General features: G+C 44.6%; 20 protein-coding genes. 16 read left to right on the top strand and 4 right to left on the bottom strand.

From position 1 onward, the window contains the following. The 3 genes from A1232T_RS00805 to hisA form a co-directional block, all read right to left on the bottom strand. The coding region (locus A1232T_RS00805; RefSeq protein ID WP_077447587.1) for an IS607 family transposase at positions 1 to 480 on the bottom strand (480 nt) is incomplete at its 3' end. Between the two features lie 68 nt (positions 481 to 548). Continuing rightward, positions 549 to 2,273, bottom strand: a complete 1,725-nt coding sequence (locus tag A1232T_RS00800) for a mechanosensitive ion channel family protein (protein ID WP_244152323.1) — start codon at positions 2,271 to 2,273, stop codon at positions 549 to 551. 159 nt (positions 2,274 to 2,432) lie between these two features. Further along, positions 2,433 to 3,221, bottom strand: a complete 789-nt coding sequence (gene hisA, locus A1232T_RS00795) for a 1-(5-phosphoribosyl)-5-[(5-phosphoribosylamino)methylideneamino]imidazole-4-carboxamide isomerase (RefSeq protein WP_244152322.1) — start codon at positions 3,219 to 3,221, stop codon at positions 2,433 to 2,435. A gap of 389 nt (positions 3,222 to 3,610) precedes the next feature. Between hisA and A1232T_RS00790 the strand changes: the two genes are divergently transcribed. The 9 genes from A1232T_RS00790 to nhaD all read left to right on the top strand — a co-directional run bounded on the left by A1232T_RS00790 (position 3,611) and on the right by nhaD (position 13,733). Further along, positions 3,611 to 4,975 (top strand): Na(+)-translocating NADH-quinone reductase subunit A, encoded by a 1,365-nt coding sequence (locus A1232T_RS00790; RefSeq protein WP_077447586.1) that lies wholly within the window; start codon positions 3,611 to 3,613, stop codon positions 4,973 to 4,975. Between the two features lie 5 nt (positions 4,976 to 4,980). Beyond that, positions 4,981 to 6,213, top strand: a complete 1,233-nt coding sequence (locus tag A1232T_RS00785) for an NADH:ubiquinone reductase (Na(+)-transporting) subunit B (protein WP_077447585.1) — start codon at positions 4,981 to 4,983, stop codon at positions 6,211 to 6,213. Then, a complete protein-coding gene (locus A1232T_RS00780) occupies positions 6,197 to 7,054 on the top strand; it encodes a Na(+)-translocating NADH-quinone reductase subunit C (RefSeq protein ID WP_077447584.1) in 858 nt (285 codons plus the stop codon). The genes A1232T_RS00785 and A1232T_RS00780 overlap by 17 nt, the downstream gene beginning before the upstream one ends. A 1-nt stretch (position 7,055) precedes the next feature. Next, the gene (locus A1232T_RS00775) at positions 7,056 to 7,730 is read left to right on the top strand and encodes an NADH:ubiquinone reductase (Na(+)-transporting) subunit D (protein ID WP_077447583.1); all 675 of its coding nucleotides are present in this window, start codon (positions 7,056 to 7,058) and stop codon (positions 7,728 to 7,730) included. Then, positions 7,730 to 8,338 (top strand): NADH:ubiquinone reductase (Na(+)-transporting) subunit E, encoded by a 609-nt coding sequence (gene nqrE, locus A1232T_RS00770; RefSeq protein WP_077447582.1) that lies wholly within the window; start codon positions 7,730 to 7,732, stop codon positions 8,336 to 8,338. Before A1232T_RS00775 ends, nqrE begins: the two co-directional genes overlap by 1 nt. 64 nt (positions 8,339 to 8,402) lie before the next feature. Continuing rightward, positions 8,403 to 9,641, top strand: a complete 1,239-nt coding sequence (nqrF, locus tag A1232T_RS00765; protein WP_077447581.1) for an NADH:ubiquinone reductase (Na(+)-transporting) subunit F — start codon at positions 8,403 to 8,405, stop codon at positions 9,639 to 9,641. Positions 9,642 to 9,840: 199 nt separating this feature from the next. Then, complete coding sequence (locus A1232T_RS00760; RefSeq protein ID WP_095532706.1) at positions 9,841 to 10,641, top strand: SDR family NAD(P)-dependent oxidoreductase; 801 nt, start codon at positions 9,841 to 9,843, stop codon at positions 10,639 to 10,641. 108 nt (positions 10,642 to 10,749) lie between these two features. Then, positions 10,750 to 11,919, top strand: a complete 1,170-nt coding sequence (locus tag A1232T_RS00755) for an FAD:protein FMN transferase (protein ID WP_077447579.1) — start codon at positions 10,750 to 10,752, stop codon at positions 11,917 to 11,919. A gap of 305 nt (positions 11,920 to 12,224) precedes the next feature. Continuing rightward, the gene (gene nhaD / locus A1232T_RS00750) at positions 12,225 to 13,733 is read left to right on the top strand and encodes a sodium:proton antiporter NhaD (RefSeq protein ID WP_077447578.1); all 1,509 of its coding nucleotides are present in this window, start codon (positions 12,225 to 12,227) and stop codon (positions 13,731 to 13,733) included. 48 nt (positions 13,734 to 13,781) lie between these two features. Here nhaD and A1232T_RS00745 read toward each other — a convergent pair whose 3' ends face one another. Further along, on the bottom strand, positions 13,782 to 14,195 hold the full coding sequence (locus A1232T_RS00745) for a surface-adhesin E family protein (RefSeq protein WP_077447577.1): 414 nt from the start codon (positions 14,193 to 14,195) through the stop codon (positions 13,782 to 13,784). 240 nt (positions 14,196 to 14,435) lie between these two features. On the opposite strand from A1232T_RS00745, the gene nqrM reads away from it, so the two are divergent. The 7 genes from nqrM to A1232T_RS00710 all read left to right on the top strand — a co-directional run bounded on the left by nqrM (position 14,436) and on the right by A1232T_RS00710 (position 22,828). Then, a complete protein-coding gene (gene nqrM, locus A1232T_RS00740; protein WP_077447576.1) occupies positions 14,436 to 14,684 on the top strand; it encodes a (Na+)-NQR maturation NqrM in 249 nt (82 codons plus the stop codon). Positions 14,685 to 14,879: 195 nt separating this feature from the next. After that, a complete protein-coding gene (locus tag A1232T_RS00735; protein ID WP_077447575.1) occupies positions 14,880 to 16,142 on the top strand; it encodes an MFS transporter in 1,263 nt (420 codons plus the stop codon). 96 nt (positions 16,143 to 16,238) lie between these two features. Continuing rightward, positions 16,239 to 17,546 (top strand): valine--pyruvate transaminase, encoded by a 1,308-nt coding sequence (locus A1232T_RS00730; RefSeq protein ID WP_077447574.1) that lies wholly within the window; start codon positions 16,239 to 16,241, stop codon positions 17,544 to 17,546. A gap of 233 nt (positions 17,547 to 17,779) precedes the next feature. Continuing rightward, positions 17,780 to 18,562: an arylesterase gene (locus A1232T_RS00725; protein WP_077447573.1), complete on the top strand. Its 783-nt coding sequence runs from the start codon at positions 17,780 to 17,782 to the stop codon at positions 18,560 to 18,562. A gap of 96 nt (positions 18,563 to 18,658) precedes the next feature. After that, the gene (locus A1232T_RS00720) at positions 18,659 to 19,345 is read left to right on the top strand and encodes an HdeD family acid-resistance protein (RefSeq protein WP_077447572.1); all 687 of its coding nucleotides are present in this window, start codon (positions 18,659 to 18,661) and stop codon (positions 19,343 to 19,345) included. Between the two features lie 55 nt (positions 19,346 to 19,400). Further along, the gene (locus A1232T_RS00715; protein ID WP_077447571.1) at positions 19,401 to 20,084 is read left to right on the top strand and encodes an ABC transporter ATP-binding protein; all 684 of its coding nucleotides are present in this window, start codon (positions 19,401 to 19,403) and stop codon (positions 20,082 to 20,084) included. A gap of 95 nt (positions 20,085 to 20,179) precedes the next feature. Beyond that, positions 20,180 to 22,828 (top strand): ABC transporter permease, encoded by a 2,649-nt coding sequence (locus A1232T_RS00710; protein ID WP_077447588.1) that lies wholly within the window; start codon positions 20,180 to 20,182, stop codon positions 22,826 to 22,828. The last annotated feature ends 283 nt before the right edge of the window (positions 22,829 to 23,111 follow it).

Genomic DNA, 23,111 nt, shown 5'->3' with positions numbered 1-23,111 from the left:
ACCTTGATTAATGATAACCACTTCAACTTGACGAGCTTCACACAAAGCAAAAACAAGTTCTGCCCCAAAACGCAGTAATCTATCTTTATGGGTTAGCACTAGCCTGTCTATCTTGTTGTCTAAAATACCATCAAGCAAGCGTTTCAAGCCTTTTTTATGGTAGTTCATACCACTGCCTAGATCGCTAATCACCTCGAATGACCAGCCTTGAGAAGAGCAATACAGCTCAAGAATCTCAATCTGACGCTGTAAGTCGGGCTTCTGTTCATGACTCGAAACACGAGCGTAAGCTATGGTTTTACGTTGTTGCTCCACCTTATTACGAGTCAGGTTGGGGTTTATTTTAGATAAGTCATACCGACGATGGCCTTTGGGTGTTCTTTGGGCGACAAGCACACCTGTCTCATCCCATCTTCGTAGAGTTGAGACGGAAACGCCTAACTGATTAGCTGCTTGTTTTATGCTTAATAATCTACTCATAATGAGTGATTATACATAGTTTTAGGTAGTTTGTGATTACTGTTTGTAACCCTAAATAAGCATCAAGGTTATTCTTGTGGGCTATTGCAATCAAGCAAGTCCTTATCACCCGTATTGTCCTGAATTTCCTCTTCTACCTTTTGCATCAGTTTCGGATCAGGTCGAGCATCGAGCACTTCTTCAACTTGCTCATCTCCAAGAATTTCTCTGGCGCGCTGCTTAGCCCTTTCTTTTTCTAAAGTCTCTGCTGTGCGTTTTTTACTGCTAGCTAAGACCTCTTCGGTAAGCTCTTTAATAAGCTCAGGGTTGTGGGCCGTAACCTTAGAGCTATTTTGTTCCCAAGCTGCAAGATACTTAATAAGTGCTTCTTCTACCTCACCATCAAGGTGCATGCGATAGGTCGGCTCAGGCAAGATAAAGCCGTTATTCTCTAGGGCATGCTTTGCCTCTCTAATAGCAATACTACGCGCTTTGGTAATGTCTGTATGGGTTTGATCCACCCAAACCTGGAACTCAAGCTTAATATTAGAGTCACTTACCTCAGTAATGATACAAGCAGATTTGGGGTGATCTAGCACAAAGTCTAACGCTCTAACCGCCTCAATACCCACTTTAATCGCCGCTAAAGGATCATCATTGGTATCCATAGCCAACTGGAAAGTAAATCGACGCTCTGGGTTTTTGGTGTAGTTTAAAATAGTGGCTTTAAACACTTCAGAGTTGGGAATACGCAACTGGTTGCCATCAGAGGTCATTAAGATGGTCGCCCGGCTGGTTAAACGCACCACAATACCTTCCTGCCCATTGATACTGACAAAATCTCTAGCCTGAAAGGGTTGGCGAATACTTAGCATCAGCGAGGCAATATAATTCTCAATGGTATCTTTGACTGCGAAACCTACCGCAATACCAATGACCCCTGCCCCTCCTAATAACGTACCAATTATCGCTTCAGCCCCTATTAAGCTTAAGCCCAATAGCAAGCCGATAATGATAAATAGAACCTTAACCGTTTGGGCTAGAAGCTCAGCAATAAAGGGATTTGGGGTAATACGCTGCCACAAAGGGTCGCGGCGAGCCAGCCAAGAGCCGAACCAAACCACGATGGAGAACACCACAATGGCAACTAGCAATAAAGGCAGGGCGTGAATAAAGCTACGGAATTGCTGATTTAAGGCACTAATGACCGGAGTGACATTATCTTGAACATCCAAGGTGCGACTAATGCGGTCTTCGACAGCGACCACATCACTTACCCTATTGGCCAAACTAATGGCTTGCTGGGCCTTCTTCTCATTGGGCACTTCACCAGATAGGCTGACTACCCCCTGATTAACGCTGACGTTCAGGGCTTTTAACCCCTCAATTTCAGAATAAATACCACTGATACGCTGCTTAATGTCCTGATCATTGACCTGATCAGGTTTGGTCGCGATAACGGTGTCTTTATCCGTCAGATTACCTGCTGCAGGGACATTTGCCGGTTCACGAGCCTCCGAAGCTTCTGCGGCTTGTACCTCAGACCCTCCTTCCTCACTGCCTTCAGAATCGGCCTCACCCTCTGCACCTTTGTCAGAGGCTTCGGTATCTATCAGCTTTAAACTGGCATCTGGGTTTTGATCTACAGATGTGTCATTGGTTAAAGCTTGTGCTGGCAAACACAGTAAGCAAATACTGAGCAGCATCAGCAAGCCAAACCCGTGTTTCTGACTTTGAGCAACCTTAGATTTTATGTACTGAGTAGCTTCAACCTCTGTTTCAGGCCGTTGTAATGGGGGTAACATTGGCAACATGAGTATCCTGTTTTGCTGTGTTCTATGGTGTGCCTTAATCCAAATAACTGGGGTAACCTCTTAGTAGAGCAGTTAGTAGAGTAGATAGCCATTAGATAACTATTTATTAACAACTATTTATTTAATAACTCTCTACCCTAGGTATTTATCCTACTTAAATTATTTGTCTAAATAGGCTTGGGCTTCTCCTAAGTCTAGGGTGCCTTCATAAATAGCGCGGCCAGTGATGATACCTTCTAGACAATCGCCATAAGGCTTTAGTAGTTCAATGTCTTTCATATCCGTCACGCCGCCTGATGCGATAACCGGCAGACCCCCTTCACGTGCTAAGTTAACTGTCTGCTCAACGTTAACCCCTTGCATCATACCGTCACGGGCAATATCGGTATATACGATAGAAGAAACGCCAGCATCTGCAAAACGCTTCGCCAAGTCAGTAGCCTTCACGTCTGTCACATTGGCCCAACCATGAGTAGCTACTAAACCATCTTTGGCATCAATACCGACAATAATGTGACCCGCAAATTCACGACAAGCTTCTTCTACAAACTCAGGGTTTTCAACGGCCTTGGTGCCGATGATGATATAAGTTAGGCCAGCAGTCAGATAATGCTCGATGGTTTGTAAACTACGTACACCACCGCCAAGCTGTACCGGTAAAGTTGGATGTGCCTTAGCAATTTCCATCACCACATTCTTATGCACCGGTACACCATCAAAGGCGCCATTAAGATCTACCAAATGTAGTCGGCGAGCCCCTTCATTTACCCAGCGTGTGGCCATGGCAACCGGATCATCTGAGAAAACGGTGTCATCTTCCATACGGCCTTGTTTTAGACGCACACATTTACCATCTTTTAAATCAATCGCTGGAATAAGCAAAGGCGCCGTATTTTTATTTAAATTGTCTGTAGAGTTATTTAAGTTAGAATTTGGTTGAGTAAGCATATCAAAGACCTTTGTTATAAGAAGCGTTTAAAATAAATAAAGTTTGTACAAAACACGGTGTGATTGACACACACAGACCTAAATGGTTAAAAGTTGGAAACAGACTGGCAATTTTAGGGTAATTTAACGTATAATCCTAGGTTATATTGTATATGTATTTTGGTAGCCAGTCGCCACTGTCTTCTATGTTAAGAGATTAGCACAGGTCTCACTGCTCGTTATAATTTATCCAAAAATTTTACGAGATATCGCTCCGAGATTCGTTTTGCCGTACTGTTGCTACATGCTCTTATCCCAGCAAGATTCTCTCTCGGTCACCATACCGTTCGTGGCTTGTTCACTACCGACAGGACGTCTGGCATTTCTTCGCTTATGGAATAAGTTCGCTTATGATTACCATCAAAAAGGGGCTTGATTTGCCCATTGCTGGCGCACCCAGCAGTGAAATCACCCAGCATTCTCCAAAGCACGTTGCAGTTGTGGGCTACGACTATGTCGGTATGAAGCCTACGATGAGCGTTAAAGAAGGTGATATAGTCACTAAAGGCCAACCCGTTTTTGAAGATAAAAAACGTGTTGGGGTGATTTATACTGCACCTGCCTCAGGTAAAGTCATCGCCATTAACCGTGGTGAACGCCGAGTATTCGAAAGCATGGTTATTGAGATTGACCCCAATGCCGGTGCCGATGCTAATGAGGTTACGTTCGAGCAATATGCTTCTAATGAACTGGCTGGGCTTGATTCTGAAGCTGTTGAAGCGCAATTAATCAAATCTGGTGAATGGACCGCTCTCCGTACTCGTCCATACAGCCGTACTCCAGAAATTGGCTCCCGTCCACAAGCCATTTTTGTCACCGCTATGGATACCAATCCATTGGCGTATGACCCTATGTTGCTGATTCAACAAGAGCAACAGGCCTTTGATGACGGACTTGCCGTACTTTCTACCTTATCACCAAAAACTTATGTTTGTCACCATGGCAATGCTAACCCCTCTAAAGTAGCCAATACTGCAGCGGGCAATAGCACTGAATACCATGCCTTCGCAGGTAAACACCCTGCAGGTAATGCGGGCACTCATATTCACTTCTTGCACCCTGTTAGCCGTAACGTTACCGTTTGGACCATTGGTTTCCAAGACGTGATTGCTATTGGTAAGCTGTTTACCACAGGTAAAATTTATACCCGTCGTTTAATCAGCTTAGCAGGCCCTGGTGTGAAAAACCCACACTTGGTAGTTACTGAACGTGGTGCGGACTTAACGGAACTGACACAAGGTAAATTAAATGCTGGTGACAACCGCATTATTACCGGTTCTGTACTATCGGGCCGTAAAACCATTGCTACTACTTCTTATTTAGGTCGTTTCCATAACCAAGTAAGCGTATTAGAAGAAGGTTATGAACGTCCAGCGTTCCACTTCTTTAGCATTGGTGCTAACCGTTTCTCAAAACTGCCAATTTATATCTCGCAGTTCTTTAAAGGTAAAAAGTACAACTTCACCACATCAAGCAATGGCTCACCTCGTGCGATGGTGCCAATCGGTGTGTTTGAAGAAGTTATGCCACAAGACTACCTACCTACTCAATTATTACGTGCTCTAGTCGTTGAAGACATTATTTCAGCAGTTGAGCTTGGCGCGTTAGAGTTGGATGAAGAAGATCTGGCGCTATGTACCTTTGTTTCACCAGGCAAATATGAGTTTGGTGACATCTTGCGTGATAACTTAACTCGCATCGAGCTGGAGGGCTAACGCTGATGAAATTTTTACACAATATGTTTGACCGCTTAGAGCCTAGCTTCACAAAAGGTGGCAAATACGAAAAATACTACGCTGTGTTCGAAATGTTCGATACATTCTTACGTCAGCCTGGTACAACCACTCACTCAGCGTCTCACGTTCGTGATGGTATTGACTTAAAACGCATCATGATTATGGTGTGGCTATGTACCTTCCCTGCTATGTTCTGGGGTATGTACAACGTTGGTTTCCAAGCCTTAACTGCCATTCAGCAATTAGGTCTTCAGCCTGAAGGTTGGCGTACGGCCATTACTGGCTTAGTTGGCTACGATCCGAACAGCATTTGGGCCGCCTTCGTTTATGGCGCCATGCAGTTCTTACCTATTTATATCGTAACCTTCGCGGTTGGTATTGCTTGGGAAATCATTTTCGCCGTGGTTCGCGGTCACGAAGTTAACGAAGGTTTCTTCGTAACCTCGGTACTATTCGCACTATGTTTACCACCAGATATCCCATTATGGCAAGTGGCTCTAGGTATTAGCTTCGGTGTTGTGGTTGCTAAAGAAGTGTTCGGTGGTACGGGTAAAAACTTCTTAAACCCTGCCCTATCAGGTCGTGCGTTCTTATACTTCGCTTACCCTGCCTATATGTCAGGTGACACCGTTTGGACTGCTGTTGACGGTTTCTCAGGAGCAACTCCTTTAGGTCTAGCGGCCATTGGCGTAACCCCTGATAAATTCGTAGATGCTTACGGCTCAGCCATCACTTGGATGGATGCGTTCTTAGGCAACATGCAAGGCAGTATCGGTGAAGTTTCTACGCTAGCTATCTTATTAGGTATGGTAGTTCTAATCTGGACTCGCATTGCTTCTTGGCGCATTATCGCCGGCTGTGTGGTCGGTCTAGTAGCAACTTCAATGGTATTTAACGCCATTGGTTCAGCCGACAACCTAATGATGAGCTTACCTTGGTATTGGCACTTAGTATTGGGTGGCTTTGCTTTTGGTGCGGTATTTATGGCAACAGACCCAGTTTCAGCTGCTCATACCAATAAAGGCCGCTGGGCATATGGTATTTTAATTGGTTTTATGACCGTTCTTATTCGTGTCATCAACCCAGCCTTCCCAGAAGGTATTATGCTAGCGATCTTATTTGCTAACTTGTTTGCGCCATTATTTGACTACTTTGTCACTCAAGCAAACATCAAACGTCAAACGGCTCGGAGGATGCGTCATGTCCCAGCAGACTAAGAAAAGCTCAAACTCAAATATGACCACCATTATGGTGGCGCTGGTCTTATGTTTGGTGTGTTCCGTATTGGTATCCGCCGTTGCAGTAGGCTTAAAACCAGCTCAAATTGAAAACCAACTGCTTGACCGTAACAAAAACATCTTAGTGGCTGCCGGTCTATTTGATCCAGCCCAAGATACCAACGAAGATGTCGAAAAACGCTTTGCTGACTTCGAAATTAAATTGGTTGATTTAGAAAAAGGTGAGTACGCTGCTGAAGCTGACTTATCTCAAGCTGGCATCACAGATGTTAACAACTATGATGCTAACCAAGCGGCTAAAAACAAAGCGTTAAGCATTGATTTGGGTAATGATGACCCTGCAAGTATCGGTGCTGTGCCTAAATTTGCAAAAGTTTATGTGAAAAACGATGCCAATGGTGAGCCAGAGCTTATGGTACTTCCGGTACATGGCTACGGTCTTTGGGGCACAATGTACGGCTTCTTAACTTTAGAAAGCGACTTAAATACTGTGAAAGGTATTAGTTGGTATGAGCACAAAGAAACCCCAGGTCTTGGCGCCCGCATTGAAGAACCAGAGTGGCGTGAAAAATGGCAAGGTATCCATGCCTATGACGAAAACGGTGAAGTGGCTACTGGTGTAACCAAAGCCGGTCAAAGCAAAGATAACTGGGTAGATGGTATTAGTGGTGCAACCCTGACTAGTGTTGGTGTAAGAAACCTTATCCAGTTCTGGCTTGGTGACCGTGGATACAAGCCATTCTTAGATAATTTACGTGGTGGCACTCCTGATAGCGCAGCTAATGCTCAAACTCAAACCACTACGGGCGAGGAGGCATAACATGGCAACAGATACTAAAAAAATCTTAACCACGCCGATTTTCGATAATAACCCGATTGCTCTACAAATCTTGGGTATTTGTTCGGCGCTTGCAGTAACGACCAGTGTAAAAAACGCGCTGGTAATGTGTATTGCATTAACTTTAGTAACCGCTTTTTCAAGCTTTTTCATCTCAATCATCCGTAACCGTATTCCATCAAGTATTCGTATTATCGTACAGATGACGGTGATTGCTTCTTTAGTAATCGTGGTTGACCAAGTGCTTAAAGCAGTTGCTTATGACGTTAGTAAGTCTCTATCGGTATTCGTTGGTTTGATTATTACCAACTGTATCGTTATGGGTCGTGCTGAAGCATTCGCTATGAGTAACCCACCTGTACCTAGTTTCTTAGACGGTATCGGTAACGGTTTAGGCTATTCAGCGGTTCTATTATTCGTAGCTGTGATTCGTGAGCTACTGGGTAACGGTAGTATTCTAGGTATCACTTTATTGAACCCAGTAACAAGTGGCGGTTGGTACGTGCCAAACGGCTTACTATTATTACCCCCTTCTGCCTTCTTTATTATTGGCTTATTCATTGCGGTTATCCGTACCTGGAAGCCTGAACAAGTTGAGGATCCTGAGTTCGTTATGAAGCCTCAATCGAAAGGTATGGCTCATGGAGGAGGTCACTAATGGGACATTATGTTAGTTTATTTATAACGTCTGTTTTCATTGAAAACATGGCGCTTGCCTATTTCCTAGGCATGTGTACCTTCTTGGCAGTATCGAAAAAAGTATCGACTGCCATCGGTCTTGGTGTTGCGGTTATCGTGGTAATGACCATTACCGTGCCACTTAACAACCTGTTATACCAATTCATCCTGAAAGATGGGGCGTTGGCTTGGGCAGGTTTCCCAGATATCGACTTAAGCTTCTTAGGCTTATTAAGCTACATTGCTTTAATTGCAGCCACAGTTCAAATCCTTGAGATGTTCTTGGATAAGTTCGTTCCTGCGTTATACAACGCGCTTGGGGTGTTCTTACCACTAATCACAGTAAACTGTGCCATCATGGGTGGTGTTCTGTTTATGGTTGAGCGTGATTATAACTTTACTGAATCCCTAACTTATGGTGTGGGTGCAGGTTTTGGTTGGGCTCTTGCTATTGCCCTATTGGCTGGTATTCGTGAGAAGTTAAAATATTCGGACGTGCCTGCCCCACTACGCGGCCTAGGTATTACCTTTATTACTGTCGGATTGATGTCGCTTGGATTTATGTCATTCGGCGGTATGTCAATTTAATCGACTTACTAAGCCCTATTAATAGATAACAAGCGATTTGAATATTTAAATAAGGACAAAAATCATGGAGTTATTTGGTACCGCCATTGGCGGCGTCGCCATGTTTACCCTGATTATCATGAGCTTAGTGGCGATTATTTTGGTCGCCCGCTCACGATTGGTCAGCTCAGGGGATGTCACCATTCGTATTAATGACAATCCTGACAATGACGTGGTAACCCCAGCCGGTGGTAAACTACTACAAACCCTAGCAAGTGAAGGTATTTTCTTATCTTCAGCTTGTGGTGGCGGTGGAACTTGTGCCCAGTGCCGCTGTAAAGTGATTGAGGGCGGTGGTTCGATCTTGCCGACCGAAGAAGGTCACTTCACTCAGGGTGAAATCCGCGACAACATGCGTTTGGCTTGTCAGGTTGCGGTAAAGCAAGACATGAAAATCGAAATCGATCCTGAGTTCTTTGATGTACAAAAATGGGAATGTGAAGTTGTTTCAAACGACAACGTAGCTACTTTCATTAAAGAGCTAGTATTGAAGATTCCTGATGGTGAAGAAGTTAACTTCCGTGCCGGTGGTTATGTTCAGATTGAAGCGCCACCGCATGAAGTACACTACAAAGACTTCGATATTGCAGAAGAGTATCGTGGTGACTGGGAACAGTTTGGTATGTTTGACTATGTGTCAAAAGTAGACGAAGAAGTTATTCGTGCTTACTCAATGGCCAACTACCCAGACGAAAAAGGCATCATCAAGTTTAACATTCGTATCGCAAGTCCTCCGCCTCGTGGTCCTAAAGGGATTCCACCAGGTAAGATGTCATCGTATGTGTTTAACTTGAAGCCAGGTGATAAAGTTACCGTTTCAGGTCCTTATGGTGAGTTCTTCGCCAAAGATACCAAAGCAGAAATGGTATTCATCGGTGGTGGTGCAGGTATGGCGCCTATGCGCTCGCACATCTTCGATCAGCTGAAGCGTCTACACTCAGATCGTAAGATTAGCTTCTGGTATGGTGCTCGTTCAGTTCGCGAAATGTTCTATGTTGAAGATTACGATATGCTACAAGAGCAGTTCGATAACTTCGAATGGCACGTGGCGTTATCTGATCCACAGCCTGAAGACAACTGGGACGGCTACACCGGATTCATTCATAACGTATTGTATGAAGAGTACCTGAAAGACCATCCAAACCCAGAAGACTGTGAGTACTACATGTGTGGGCCTCCTGTCATGAACGCAGCGGTTATCGATATGCTTCATAACCTAGGCGTTGAAGATGAAAACATCTTATTAGATGACTTCGGTGGTTAATAGCTAATCTCAATAGCTAACGCAAATTACAGCAAAAACCACAGCTGATGAATATGTGATAAATTAAGAGCCTCAATGGGGGCTCTTTTTTTATGGCTATCGATTATAAAAAGTCGCCAAAACAGCCTGAAAAATAAGAAAGCGCCCTCCCCTATTAATAAATATTGTTCAATACCATTGAAAGTAAGAAAGGATGCTTATGAAAACAAAGCTAAAGGATTTAACCGTTTGGATAACCGGTGCCTCAAGTGGGCTTGGCGAAGCGTTAACTTTAGAGTTTGCTCGCCGCGGTGCCACCGTGATATTAAGTGGCCGCAATAGCGAAAAGTTAGAAGCGGTCAAAAATAAATGCAAAAACCCAAAAAAACACTTAGTGGTCCCTTTTGATATCTTAGATGTGGCGCAAACCGAAACTGCATACTCAACAGTTATCGAAAAAACAGTCTCTGTGGATTGGTTAATTAATAATGCTGGGGTCAGTCAGCGCTCATTGATTATGGATACCGCAGAAGAGGTAGAACGCAAACTGATGGAAATCGACTATTTTGCCCAAACCAGACTGACACGATTAGTGCTACCAGAAATGATTGCACAAGGTGGCGGTAAAGTGGTGATGGTATCGAGTGTGGCGGGCTTGCTTGGTACTCAATACCGCGGAGCTTACGGGGCAGCCAAAGCAGCGATTCATATGTGGGCCAATAGCTTACGTGCTGAATTAAGCGATAAAAATATTAGTGTGGCCACCATCTTCCCAGGCTTTATCCAAACCAATGTCTCGATTAATGCCTTAACGGGTGATGGTAGCGTCCAAGGCACCATGGATGAGGCTACTGACCAAGGGCTGACAGCCAAAGCTTTTGCCAAGCAGACGGTAAAAGCCCTCGCTTGCGGCGAGGAATACATCATTGTTGCTGGCCGAAAAGAAAAACTAGCAACCTTAGTGAACCGTCTCTCACCGCCAAAACTGTATAAACTTATTCGCGGGGCAAAAGTAACCTAATAAAGCCCCACAAAAATCAGAGCAATGGCGTTAAAATAGCTCTTCTACTGCTGATATAGGCCAGCGCTTATATCAGCCTCTCTTTCTTTTTTTAATAAAACGACTCTTATGACCTACCTATCTGCTGCTAATGACTCTCTTAACTCTTCTCATAAATCACTAACCCCTAAGGCTCTAGTGGCCGGGGCAATCACAGGCTCACTGCTGCTTGGTGGCTGCCAACAAGCTCCGACTTATGACTATATTCAGGGCGAAACCATGGGTACCAGCTACCACATTACCTTTCAAAAGCCTAAAGAGGTTGATGAAGAAGCCATCAAACAGGCCATTGATAAACGTCTGCAAGAGATTAATGTCAGCATGTCTACTTATATGAAAGACTCGACAATCTCTAAGTTCAATCGGTTAAAGGCCGGTGAGCCTATGCAGGTTGACCCTGATTTCATTCAAGTTCTACAAGATTCTAAGCAGGTTTATGATCAGTCAGGCGGTGCTTTTGACCCTACGGTGATGCCACTGATTAACCTTTGGGGCTTTGGCAGTGTAATGACCGCTGAAAGACTGCAGAACCCACCAAGCGCAGAACAAATAATGGCAGCTAAGTCTCTTTTAGGCTTTGAGGATATTAAGGTTTCAGGCAATACCTTAACTAAAGACAAAGATAACGTTGAGCTAGATTTTTCTGCTGTGGCCAAGGGATATGGGGTCGACGTTATCGCTGAAGTGCTGCAAAAAGACTATAAAATTAATAACTATATGGTTGAAATTGGCGGTGAGGTCTCAACTTCAGGAGTCAATCAAAAGGCCCAGTCTTGGCAGATAGCCATTGATGCCCCTATCATTGATAGCACGGTAACTGAGCGTTTAACCTTAGCGGCTATTCGTCAGCCTAGCTCCCCAAACAAGCTGCGTTTGGCCACGTCTGGCAATTACCGCAACTCTATCATCTTTGATGGTCGCCGATATAGCCACACCATTGATCCCACCACAGGCCAACCTATCACTGGCGGCGCCCCTTCTGTGACTGTAGCTGCCGATTCGGTGTCTTTAGCAGATGCTTGGGCTACTGCTCTGACCGCCATGACTTATGAACAAGCTTTGGCTACTGCCACAGAAAAAGACCTAGCCGTCCTGTTCGTAGTGCCCAAAGATGGCAAAATTCATGATGAGCTACCTTCTGTGAAGGAGCTGGCCCGTCACAAAGCCGATCCTTTAGCCTACTGGCAGATAGTCGAAACGCCAGCGATGAAAGCCTTAAGAGCAGGCAACGTTAAATAGGCTTTTTGCAGAATTTTTGTCGTAGTTTATACTGGCTTTTATCCTCCTTATCAGTCTGGGGTTTTACTTATTAACAAAACCTCATCTTTGTTAAGTTTTATTCAATTATATATAAAAACCTTAACATTAAATACAACTATAAAAATCAATAACTTATATTAGTTATTTGACTAAAAAGCCACCCTCACTCATTATAAGTTGAGCAGTCATTTTCTAGCCTGTCCTCCCTAGCCTTAGTTAGTTACAATAAGTAGGTTTATATTAAGTAAGTAGCAACGTGTTTTAACACTAAGGATCGATCGGCAATGATTTACTCATTGATGGCGTTAGTCTTTGTTATAGGTTACATAGCGATTGCACTAGAGCACAACATTCATGTTGATAAAGCAGCTTCTGCACTGCTTACCGCAATTTTAGTCTGGACTCTTTTGGTTTTTGGGGCGGACACTCTTCTTGTAGAACAACTGGCCAGTCCTGAAAGTTTAGGCGTCAGTCAGTTTCTAAACTCCGAGCTGCGACACCACCTCGCTGAAATAGCTGAAATTTTATTCTTCTTAATGGGAGCTATGGTTATTGTTGAGCTGATTGATGCTCACGATGGCTTTTATGCCATTACCAGCCGGATTAAGACCACCAGTGCCGTTACCCTACTGTGGACCATCGGCATCTTAACTTTCTTCTTCTCAGCCTTACTCGATAACTTAACCACGACCATTGTTATGGTGTCTTTATTACGTAAATTAGTAGCGGATAAAGAGATGCGTTGGTGGTATGTGGGTATGGTCGTTATCTGTGCCAACGCTGGCGGTGCCTGGTCACCTATTGGGGACGTAACCACCACCATGCTATGGATTGGAAATCAGGTTACAGCCAGTAAGATTATTGTTGATTTAATTGTGCCAAGCTTAATTGCTGCTGCGGTACCTTTGGCTGTCTTAAGCTTCTTCTTCAAGGGCAAAGAAGTCTTCCGTCCGAAAGATCCAAAGCCGGTTCCACAAGCTTCAAGCAGTAACTACTTAGGTCCTATTGCTGACGATGACAATACGGTAAATGCTCAAGCAATGTATATGGAGTCGGTTCCTACTACCTCTCCAGAGAGCTTGCCTAAGGGGCAAATTGCAGCGATTGCCAAGAGCTCAATTACCAATCAAATGCGTATTAGTGTCTTGGTACTTGGACTGTCTGCCTTAGCTTTCGTGCCTATCTTTAAGACGGTTACTCACCTGCCTCCTTATATGGGTATCCTATTTGGTCTTGGGGTTCTGTGGGTCTACACTGAGATTATGCATCGCCATCATGATTGGTATGTCAAAGAGCATATGACTGTGGTTGGGGTACTAACCCGAGTAGATATCCCCAGTATTCTATTCTTCTTAGGTATCTTATTGGCCGTAGCCGGTCTAGCAACAGCAGGGCATTTAACCGACGTCGCACTATGGCTTGATAATACCTTTGGTAACCTTTACATCATCAACGTGTTGATTGGCCTACTGTCTTCTTTGGTGGATAACGTCCCCTTAGTAGCCGGTGCAATGAAAATGTATCCGCTATTAACAGATGCCTCTTTAGCAGGTCTATCAGGCGATGAGCTTGCCCGTCAAAGCCAATTCTTACAAGATGGTGCCTTCTGGCACTTCTTGGCTTACTGTGCAGGTACTGGCGGTAGCTGCTTAATCATCGGCTCAGCCGCTGGTGTGGCCGCTATGGGTATGGAAAAACTACCATTTACTTGGTATCTAAAACGCATTAGTGGCCTAGCCTTAATTGGTTATTTGGCCGGTGCAGCGACTTATATTGCGATTCATGTCATATAATTCGTTACAGCAAGGTTAAGGGCAGCCGTTCTCGGTTGCCCTTTTTTATTAATAGCAGGAGCAGACGAAGCTTGCAACTTTATAATTGGTGGTATTCGGTTCAATAGGCGTTAAGTCACCCGTTAATACGATAGATTGAACAAACTGTCCCTTTAAAAACATTGTTGCGAATTGGTCTTTAGACATGATGGGATTACGACTGCAATCAAACTGAGTGTAAAACCGTGCTGTATCGACGACCGTTAGCGATTTGTCACTTTCAGTAGCTGCTGTGTCGTCACGTACATCATGCGCATCACGCGCCTCAATAGAAGCATAATGATATCCATCTTCTTCACGAATTGAGTCTTTGTTGACATAGAAGTCCTGCGCTTGCGAATTGCGCCCAATAAAAACCCAGTCCTCAGCATTCGAGGATAAAGAGGTCAACATCACCACGACTAATAGGGCTAACTTTTTCATACTCATCCTTAAGTGTGACTTTACTTGAGTATATCGCTTTTTCTGCCAAACCAACAATAAATACGACACACTTATCACTCAACTGATCCCAACCACTCCGCCGCCACCTCAAGCTCCCGTTACAGCATTCATACTACTAACAACCACTTATCCCGCCTAGATATGGTAAAATAAACCCCAATTAATAGATTATAGCTACAGCATCTCAAATGTATGCTGACAAACCTAAGTGAGGTTATTATGCTCGCTCAATTTCTTCCAATCCTTGGTATTACCTTTGGTGTCTTCGTCCTATTCTTCTTAATGATGGGTATCGGATACATGGTAAAAAAAGAACCTTTACGTGGCTCATGCGGCCGTGTTGCTAACTTGATGGGTGACGAAAACTGCCAATTTTGTGGCAATGATCCCAACCTATGTGAACAGCTTAATGATGAAAAAGCATTTGATAGCAAGAAAGCTGCCGACCTAGGTAAGTCTGCTTTATAAGCCACTGCGCTACTTGTAGTAGGTCTTGCTAGCAGGTCGTATGACCTAAAGACAGCGCTTATACAATTGTTATATTTAATTCATTTTCTGTCTTAGGCTCGCTGATACATTTCTGTTATAGTAAAACCATCGCTTAGGCGGTGGTTTTTTATTTGAATCCACTTCTCCCTTTTTGTTATTGTTAAGTGCTTTGATATGTCTAATTCTGCCTCTACCTCTGCCGCCGATTCTCAGACACCAGCCACTGTAGCCAAAACCCCACGGGCTGTATTTTGGTTGGTAGTCATTGCCATTTTATTGATGGCAAGTAACATGCGCTCCCCCATTGTCGCTCTAGGTTCAATTGCCCCCGTGGTCCAAGATGCTTTAGGTCTTAGTGCAGCCCACATTGGGTGGCTAGGGGCTATCCCAATGCTGATGTTTGCTTTAGGGGCATTGGTTTCTCCGGCTATCGGTAAGCGCTATGGGCTAGAGAACACTCTGATTGCCGTAGTTATTGTATTGACCGCTGGTATTATCATGCGCTCTACCTGGACTACTTGGAATGGCTTCTTAATCGGCACTATTTTATTGTCCTTAGCCATCGGCTTTGCCAACACTTTAGTAGCCCCAGTTATTAAGCAGCACACGCCCGGTAACATTGCTTTAGTCACCAGTATGTTTAGTTTAACCATGTCGGTCATGGCAGGTATAGTCTCGGGGTTGGTGTATCCTTTATCAGAACAGGTAGGTTGGCAGTGGGCATTGGGAGGCTGGGCGTCACTTGGTATCGCAGCTCTTGTGGCGTGGATTATCTTAAGATTAAAGCTGGGCTCTTCAAATAAAATGCCCTTAGTCACTTTGACAGAAAATGAAGCGGCCCAAGAAGCGACCTCGGTCTGGAAGTCTGCTTTGGCTTGGCAATTGGCCATCTTTATGGGTCTACAGTCACTGCTATTTTACACCATTGCTGCCTTCTTGCCGTCTATTTGGATTAGTAAAGGGTTGTCTGAAGTGGAAGCCGGTAGTATGGCCTCAATTTTCCAATTTATGGCACCGATTGCTATTATTGGTATGACTTGGCTTATTCGTAAACGCGGGGTCAGACTGCAAACCGTTGCCATCGGCGCAACCGTATTAAACGTCATTGGCCTTATCGGAATCTCTTACCTGCCCTCGTTAATGCCTGTGGTGTGGACTGCAGTCATGGGCTTAGGCTGTGCAGCAATTTTCACCTTATGTATCATGCTTTTCTCCTTACGCACCTATACGCCGAACCAAGCCAGTAAGCTGTCTGGCATGGCTCAAACCATTGCTTATTTGGTTGCGTTTGCGGGACCTTTTGGAGCGGGCTGGCTTTATGAGCTATCTGGCAACTGGAATGGGCCATTATTATTTATATTGATATTGACCATCATTAACGTAATTATTGCTTGGCTCGCCAGTCGCCCTATAATGATTGACGGCAAGCCTGCTTAGGAACTACCCTTAATCTATAATTAAATTTTATTTACTAAAGCTAGTTTTTTGACTTATCTCCCTACTTTTTTTAAAAATTACTAAAAGGGTATTTCTATGAAGTTTTCAAAATACGGTCAACAATTCACCAAAACCAGTGCTATCTCACAGTTAATGGACGACTTAGGCGATGCCTTAAAAAGCCCGACACCAGTTAATATGTTAGGCGGGGGTAACCCAGCGCGCATTGATAAAGTGAATGAAGCCTATTTTGAGGTTTATAAGTCATTAGAACAGGGCGGGATTGACGGCGGCGCTATTGAATCAGTGGGCAACTACTCAAACCCGCAAGGTGATGCCAAGTTTATCGATGCTTTGGTCGCTTTTTTTAACCGTCATTATGATTGGAACTTAACCACAGAAAACATCGTTCTAACCAATGGTTCACAGAACGCTTTCTTCTACTTGTTTAACTTATTTGGTGGACAGTTTGAAGACGAAAAAGGCGAAATTAGCACCAAATCAATTCTGCTACCGTTAGCGCCAGAGTATATTGGCTATAGCGATGTGCACATTGATGGTAAACACTTTATTGCCATCAAGCCTGAAATTGAAGAAGTCGAGCATAAAGGCGAAACGGGTTTCTTTAAATACAAAATCGACTTTGACGCTTTAGAGAACTTACCGGCTCTGAAAAACGGTGAAATTGGTGCTATTTGTTGCTCACGCCCAACCAACCCGACCGGTAACGTATTAACCGATGAAGAAATGGCACAACTGTCTGCCATCGCTAAACAATATGACGTGCCCCTAATCATCGATAATGCTTATGGTGAACCGTTCCCGAACATCATTTATCCTGATGTGAATTTAAACTGGGATAAAAATACTGTTCTGTGCTTTAGCTTGTCAAAAATTGGCCTACCTGGCGCCCGTACCGGTATTATTATCGCTGCTCCAGAAGTCGTGAAAACAGTAAGTGCAATGAATGCAGTGGTCAACCTGGCACCGACTCGCTTTGGTGCTGCCATTGCCACACCGCTACTTAATGAGGATCGTTTAAAAGAGCTGTGTGACGATACCATTCAACCTTTTTATGCCAAAAAAGCAAAAAAAGCCATTACTCATATCAAAGAAGAAATGGGCGATTATCCGGTCTTGGTGCATAAGCCAGAAGGGGCGATTTTCTTATGGGTGTGGTTCAAAGATTTACCAATTAGCACCACTGAGTTATATGACCGCTTAAAAGAAAAAGCGACGTTGATTGTACCCAGTGAGCACTTCTATCCTGGCCTAGATACTACCGACTACCCACACGCTCATCAATGTATCCGCATGAGCATTGCCGCCAGTGATGAGACGCTTGAGTCGGGTATCAAAGTTATTGGTGAAGTGGTTCGCGAGTTGTATGATAATCAAGCTTAAAACGGTCTGCTAAACCATACCGTTTTAGATCTGATTGATTTAGAACGATAAAAGCCCAGCTCTGAGAGTACCAGTGCTGGGCTTTTTAATGGTTTAACGGTTAGGGAAACTGCACACTATATAACCATTCATAAACAGCTATAAATACGCTTAACTGTTAGTATTTAATGACTCATACCATTCAATCATACTATCAATTTTCCCTACTTTCATATCTAGACCATGGAGTTGTTATGTCATTGGCGTTTTTCAAGCCGTTATCGCTTATCGTTGTCGCAAGCTCACTGCTGATTGCCTGCCAGCCCAGTTCTAATAGCGCTGACTCAACCGATACTAAATCACAGCCTCAGTCTGAGACAGCTGCCCAAACCAACTCTTTTCAACAACAAACACCAACTCAGGCTAGCAAAGCAGATCAGGTAATTGAACAGCCCATCACTATTTTAGCTTTAGGCGACTCACTCACCGAAGGTTTAGGCTTGCCCGAAAATGAGGCCTATCCGGCCCAGTTAGAGACCGCATTAAAGCAAGCCGGCTATGTGAATGCCAAAGTGGTCAACTCAGGACTCAGCAGTGAAACCAGCACGGGACTGGTAAACCGCTTGGACTGGGTATTAAAAACCAATCCAGACATCACTATTTTGACCACAGGTGCCAACGACGCCATGCGCGGTATCGATGTAAAAACCGTGGAGAGTAACTTGCGAACAGCGATCGAACGCCTGCAAAGTGAAGGCAGTGTGGTGGTGCTTAGTGGCATGCAGATTTATGATAATTTAGGCGGTGAGTATGTAGACGCCTTCTCTGAAATTTATCCTAAGCTGGCCAAAGAATATGACATCGCCTTCATTCCCTTCTTTTTAGAAGGAGTGGGAGGGGTTGCAGAGCTCAATCAATCAGATGCTATCCACCCCACAGCTGAGGGCTATGCTAAGATTGTTAGTGACAATATTTTGCCGGTACTAACCCCGACTGTTGAAAGCTTTGTACAATCAAAAACAGACTCAACCAAATAAGTAAACACTCAGCTCAAAGCAATTAACTTATTCCAGTAATTAAAGATAACTCGCTTAATAAATGATCCATTTAATAATAAATAAAAGAGAATAATCATGAGAAAAAGTATATTTAAAACCTTTACTGAAACCATTAAACATTGGTATATCCCAGCTATTGTTGGCTCAATATTTATTGCCGTTGGCATTTATACCTTCGCCTCTCCTGCAACCTCTTATGTCGCCCTCTCTATATTATTTAGCTTATCGTTTTTATTCGCAGGTCTCTCAGAGATTAGCTTCTCCTTGACCAATAGAAATGAGATGGACAACTGGGGTTGGATGTTTACCTTTGGTGTTTTAACCACTGTGGTGGGCGGCCTACTGCTGGCTAATCCTGAAGTTTCGATGCTAACTTTAAGCTTCTATGTGGGCTTCTTAATTATCTTCCGTGCCATTAGTGCCATCAGTTTCTCTTTAGACTTAAAGGACTATGGCGTTGCTGATTGGGGCGCCTTGATGGCACTGGGTATCATTGGCTTAATCTTCGGTGTGCTAATGGTTTGGAAGCCTACCTTTGCTGGCATGACCATCATCGTTTGGACAGGCTTGGCCTTTATCACTACTGGTATCTTTAGTCTTTACCTGTCCTTTAAATTGAAAAAACTCAATGAGCTTCCGCAAAAAATGCCTGAAGATTTAAAAATCCGACTGAGAGATTTGCAGCAAGAAATCAATGAGGTGAACAAAGCCCCTTATCGACAAGGTAAGACTTATGACCACGACCACGAGCCCAAACCCTAAGCATGCCAAGAAGTAGAAATAACCCCCAATACCCTCTCAACAAAGAGACTGATAGATGTCAATAAATAACACAAACTCAAAACCACTGCTACACGCCTCCAACCTCAGCAAAAGCGTGATGATTGGCGACACCAAAACCGACATTATTAAAGACATAGAGGTCAAAATCTTAGCCGGTGAGTTTGCGGTAATCATGGGTAAATCTGGCTCAGGCAAGTCGACCTTACTTGGACTGCTGGCAGGGCTTGATTATCCCGATAGTGGTGAGGTATGGCTTGATGGTCAAAACCTGACCACTCTATCGGAAGATGAATTGGCCAAAAAACGCCAACAAGATATGGGCTTTGTTTTCCAGTCCTTTCACCTATTACCGACTTTAACTGTCGCTGAGAACATTGCTTTCCCACTCGATATTGCCCGTCAACCTGACCCTAAACGAGTCGAAGAGCTGTTGGCGGCCGTCGGTCTAACCCACCGCCGAGATAGCTTACCGCATCAACTTTCGGGTGGTGAGCAGCAACGTACCGCACTGGCTCGCGCTTTGGTCGCTCGTCCGAAGATTATCTTTGCCGACGAACCTACTGGCAACTTGGATGAACAAAACGCGCAACAAGTGATGAACTTGTTGCTTGAACTACAACAGCAGTCAGGAACGGCTTTAGTGGTAGTTACCCATGACCCTGCGATGACCGAACATGCCGATCAGGTTATTACCATTCATGATGGGCGGGTGGTTTAATTCTCTTTTGTCTAAAGACTAACCCTTATCTTTAAGTCTTACCAACGAATGCCCTCCGCCTTAATGCTTAACACATGCCAGACAGTTGCCCCATTATGACCACAGAAAATACAGTCCCCTCCTCTTATTCAAATCTTGGCAGCAAGTCGCTACAGCGCAGTTGGTGGCGACACTGGATTTATCCGTTGTTGTTTTTGCTAGCGATGGTGTTGTCGCTATCAACATATCTGACGCTCGACTCGATTCAGCAGTCGGTGCGTGATTATGTGAGTGATAATCAGCGTGCACTGGTCGGCGGTGATTTGATTTTGGGTAGCAAGCAAGCGTGGACGCCTGAGCTACTACAAGATATCGAAGCATTTGAAGCCGAATCACCTGACCAAAAGGTGGTGTACGACTATCAGTTTAATGCCATGATTTCTAGCTTGTCTGGTTCGACACCTGATTCGACCTCTGACTCAATGACTGATTCAGAGGCCACTGTTGATGCCGATTCCTCAGAGCAAGTCGCGCAAACCTTATTGGCCCGTATCAAAGCCGTCTCTTCAGAGTATCCCCTATATGGTGAGGTGGAGCTGGCTTCTGGCAAGCCTTTGTGGCAAAAGCTTAAGCCCAATAGCGTGGTGGTAGAAACTCAAGTATTAACAGGGCTTAACTTAATTGTCGGTGATACGGTGAAGATTGGCGAAGCAACCTTTACGATTGCTGATGAACTTGTGACCGAACCTGACCGTCCATTGACTGCGTTTGGCTTTGGAGCGCGGGTACTGATGTCAGATAGCGACTTAGAAGCGACTGATTTGATGGGACAACGCAGTCGTGTTGATTATCGTATCGAATTAGCAGGCCCAACTGAGGCAATTACTGAGCAACAGGCACAGCTTGAAATCCTACTCGGTGACTCCTCTGAAGTCAAAATAACCGATGCTGAAGATGCCAATACTTCTGTCACCGAAGTATCAGACAACGTATTGATGTTCTTAAAGTTGCTCGTCATCGCCGTGCTGTTTTTGTCAGCGGTGGCACTATTAAGCGTGGTCAAAGCCTTTGTTGGCTTGCAGCAAAATGCCAATGCCATTCGCCGTGCTTTGGGCGAGTCTATCAGTGACATCAAGCGCAGCTACTATCTGGTATTTATCGCGATGGCCGTACTGGCTTGCATCGCCTCTGGCGTGATTAGCTTGGGTATGCTCAAAATTGGCGCGCAGTATCTCACCGCCATTTTGCCACCTGATGTTAATCTCTCTATTAAACTGGTCAGCCTAATCAAAATCACTGTTGTTGCTCTGGTCATCACCTTATTGGTGGTTCAGCACAGTCTGTATTCGGTGACGCATACCAAACCGTCTGCTGTGCTCAAACAAGCTACGACTAACAATCGTCAGCACCCGCCATTATATTGGTATGGCTTAGTATTACTCGCAAGCTTTGGGCTGATGGCATATGAGTTTGGCTCGCTGTTAAACGGTATCCAAGTATTGGGCGGTATGATTGTATTGGCCGCGAGCTTCTGGTTAATCGGCAAAGGGTGGCTGTGGCTATTAGCAACGCTTGCCAGCAGAGGTTTATTTGGTAAAAAGAGCGGCTGGATGGTACGCACTGCGGTGCATAATCTATCTCGCAAAGGCAATCAGTCAGGGCTGTTTTTCGTCACCCTCGCCTTGTCAGTCTCGGTACTGTCGATGATTACCTTGCTCAATCACAGCTTAAACACTCAGTTTGTCAAAGCCTATCCAGAAGATGCGCCCAATCTGTTTTTATTAGATGTGCAAAGTGAGCAACATGAAGCGTTAAACAGCATCATCGATGAGCCAATCACCTACTATCCTGTAGTACGTGCTCGTGTGAGCGAGGCAGCAGGCGTGTCCGCAGCCGATATTCAAGTTGCACAAAGTGAGGGCGATGACCCGACTCGTATGTTCAACTTAAGCTATGCAGACGAGGTTATGAACACCGAGTTTATCAGCGATGCCGTAGAGTCTGACCAGTTGTATGCCCCACTAGATGAGCAAGCGGTAGAAGCAGGTGTTGTACCTTTGTCTATTTTGAACGGTGCTGCCGAATTGCTAAATGTCAGCATGGGCGATCAGGTGACCTTTAACATTCAGGGCATCGAAATCGTCGGTCAAATAACCAGTATTCGTGAGCGCTATGAGCGTGGTCCTAGCCCGTTTTTCTACTTCTTGTTTGAGCCAGACGTCTTGGCTGATGCACCACAAATCCAGTTTGCGACCACCAAAGTCGAAGCTGATGCCATCCCTCAGCTACAAACCGACCTTGCTCGTCAGTTCCCTGCCATTACCACCATTGATGGCGGTGCTATTGCCAAACAGATACAGGGTTACGTCAGTCAGATGAGTCGTTTGGTGCAGGTATTCACCCTACTCGCCATTATCACGGGCATTATGGTGCTGATTACCTCTTTACTGTCTACGTCGCAAGACCGTTTGCGAGACAGTGCCTCGTTCCGATTACTGGGCATGCAAACCAGTGACTTATACAAAATCAATATGCTTGAAATTGGGCTACTAGGGATTAGTGCTGGCGTGTTTGCGGTGGTGCTTGCCAGTGGTACAGCGTATGTGCTGATTACCGAGTGGTTTAATCTGCGCTTTAGTATGCCGTGGCTAAGCTTCGGCATTGGCGGTTTGATGTTGGTCGCTGTGCTAATCATCATTGCGGTGAGCTATGTGCGCTTGGTGATTGGGCGTGGGATTATGGCGAGAGTGAGAGGGATGGTTTAAAACCTAGTAGAGCCATTGCTTCTGTGCTCGCTTGACAAAGTTAGCCGGCCACTCAATACTAGGTCTCGCATCAGCTAAGGACAGCTGAGCAAGATTTACCACTCACAACGCACACCTCTTATAAATAAATGTAGAAAAGGATGTCACATGGACATACTGCAGTATTGGGCAGGGTTTTATAACGACCGTTCCGAAAAACTTACCTAACCCTACTCACATAGTTTTAGCATTTTCTTCCTGCTTCATAGACGTTTGCCGTTGTGATTACACTCAGGTCTTACAT

The organism is Psychrobacter pasteurii, from assembly GCF_900162815.1.
GTDB lineage: Bacteria > Pseudomonadota > Gammaproteobacteria > Pseudomonadales > Moraxellaceae > Psychrobacter > Psychrobacter pasteurii.
Note: the sequence above shows the minus strand (reverse complement) of the source record. Positions and strands in the feature narration are given on the sequence as shown.

Excerpts from the sequence above, each read along its gene's own strand:
- A1232T_RS00715 (WP_077447571.1), top strand. The coding sequence starts at position 19,401 with ATGTCAATAAATAACACAAACTCAAAACCACTGCTACACGCCTCCAAC.
- nqrM (WP_077447576.1), top strand. The coding sequence starts at position 14,436 with ATGCTCGCTCAATTTCTTCCAATCCTTGGTATTACCTTTGGTGTCTTC.
- hisA (WP_244152322.1), bottom strand. The coding sequence starts at position 3,221 with ATGCTTACTCAACCAAATTCTAACTTAAATAACTCTACAGACAATTTA.
- nqrE (WP_077447582.1), top strand. The coding sequence starts at position 7,730 with ATGGGACATTATGTTAGTTTATTTATAACGTCTGTTTTCATTGAAAAC.
- nhaD (WP_077447578.1), top strand. The coding sequence starts at position 12,225 with ATGATTTACTCATTGATGGCGTTAGTCTTTGTTATAGGTTACATAGCG.
- A1232T_RS00730 (WP_077447574.1), top strand. The coding sequence starts at position 16,239 with ATGAAGTTTTCAAAATACGGTCAACAATTCACCAAAACCAGTGCTATC.
- A1232T_RS00735 (WP_077447575.1), top strand. The coding sequence starts at position 14,880 with ATGTCTAATTCTGCCTCTACCTCTGCCGCCGATTCTCAGACACCAGCC.
- nqrF (WP_077447581.1), top strand. The coding sequence starts at position 8,403 with ATGGAGTTATTTGGTACCGCCATTGGCGGCGTCGCCATGTTTACCCTG.
- A1232T_RS00755 (WP_077447579.1), top strand. The coding sequence starts at position 10,750 with ATGACCTACCTATCTGCTGCTAATGACTCTCTTAACTCTTCTCATAAA.
- A1232T_RS00800 (WP_244152323.1), bottom strand. The coding sequence starts at position 2,273 with ATGTTGCCAATGTTACCCCCATTACAACGGCCTGAAACAGAGGTTGAA.
- A1232T_RS00760 (WP_095532706.1), top strand. The coding sequence starts at position 9,841 with ATGAAAACAAAGCTAAAGGATTTAACCGTTTGGATAACCGGTGCCTCA.
- A1232T_RS00725 (WP_077447573.1), top strand. The coding sequence starts at position 17,780 with ATGTCATTGGCGTTTTTCAAGCCGTTATCGCTTATCGTTGTCGCAAGC.
- A1232T_RS00710 (WP_077447588.1), top strand. The coding sequence starts at position 20,180 with ATGACCACAGAAAATACAGTCCCCTCCTCTTATTCAAATCTTGGCAGC.
- A1232T_RS00775 (WP_077447583.1), top strand. The coding sequence starts at position 7,056 with ATGGCAACAGATACTAAAAAAATCTTAACCACGCCGATTTTCGATAAT.
- A1232T_RS00745 (WP_077447577.1), bottom strand. The coding sequence starts at position 14,195 with ATGAAAAAGTTAGCCCTATTAGTCGTGGTGATGTTGACCTCTTTATCC.
- A1232T_RS00790 (WP_077447586.1), top strand. The coding sequence starts at position 3,611 with ATGATTACCATCAAAAAGGGGCTTGATTTGCCCATTGCTGGCGCACCC.
- A1232T_RS00785 (WP_077447585.1), top strand. The coding sequence starts at position 4,981 with ATGAAATTTTTACACAATATGTTTGACCGCTTAGAGCCTAGCTTCACA.
- A1232T_RS00720 (WP_077447572.1), top strand. The coding sequence starts at position 18,659 with ATGAGAAAAAGTATATTTAAAACCTTTACTGAAACCATTAAACATTGG.
- A1232T_RS00780 (WP_077447584.1), top strand. The coding sequence starts at position 6,197 with ATGTCCCAGCAGACTAAGAAAAGCTCAAACTCAAATATGACCACCATT.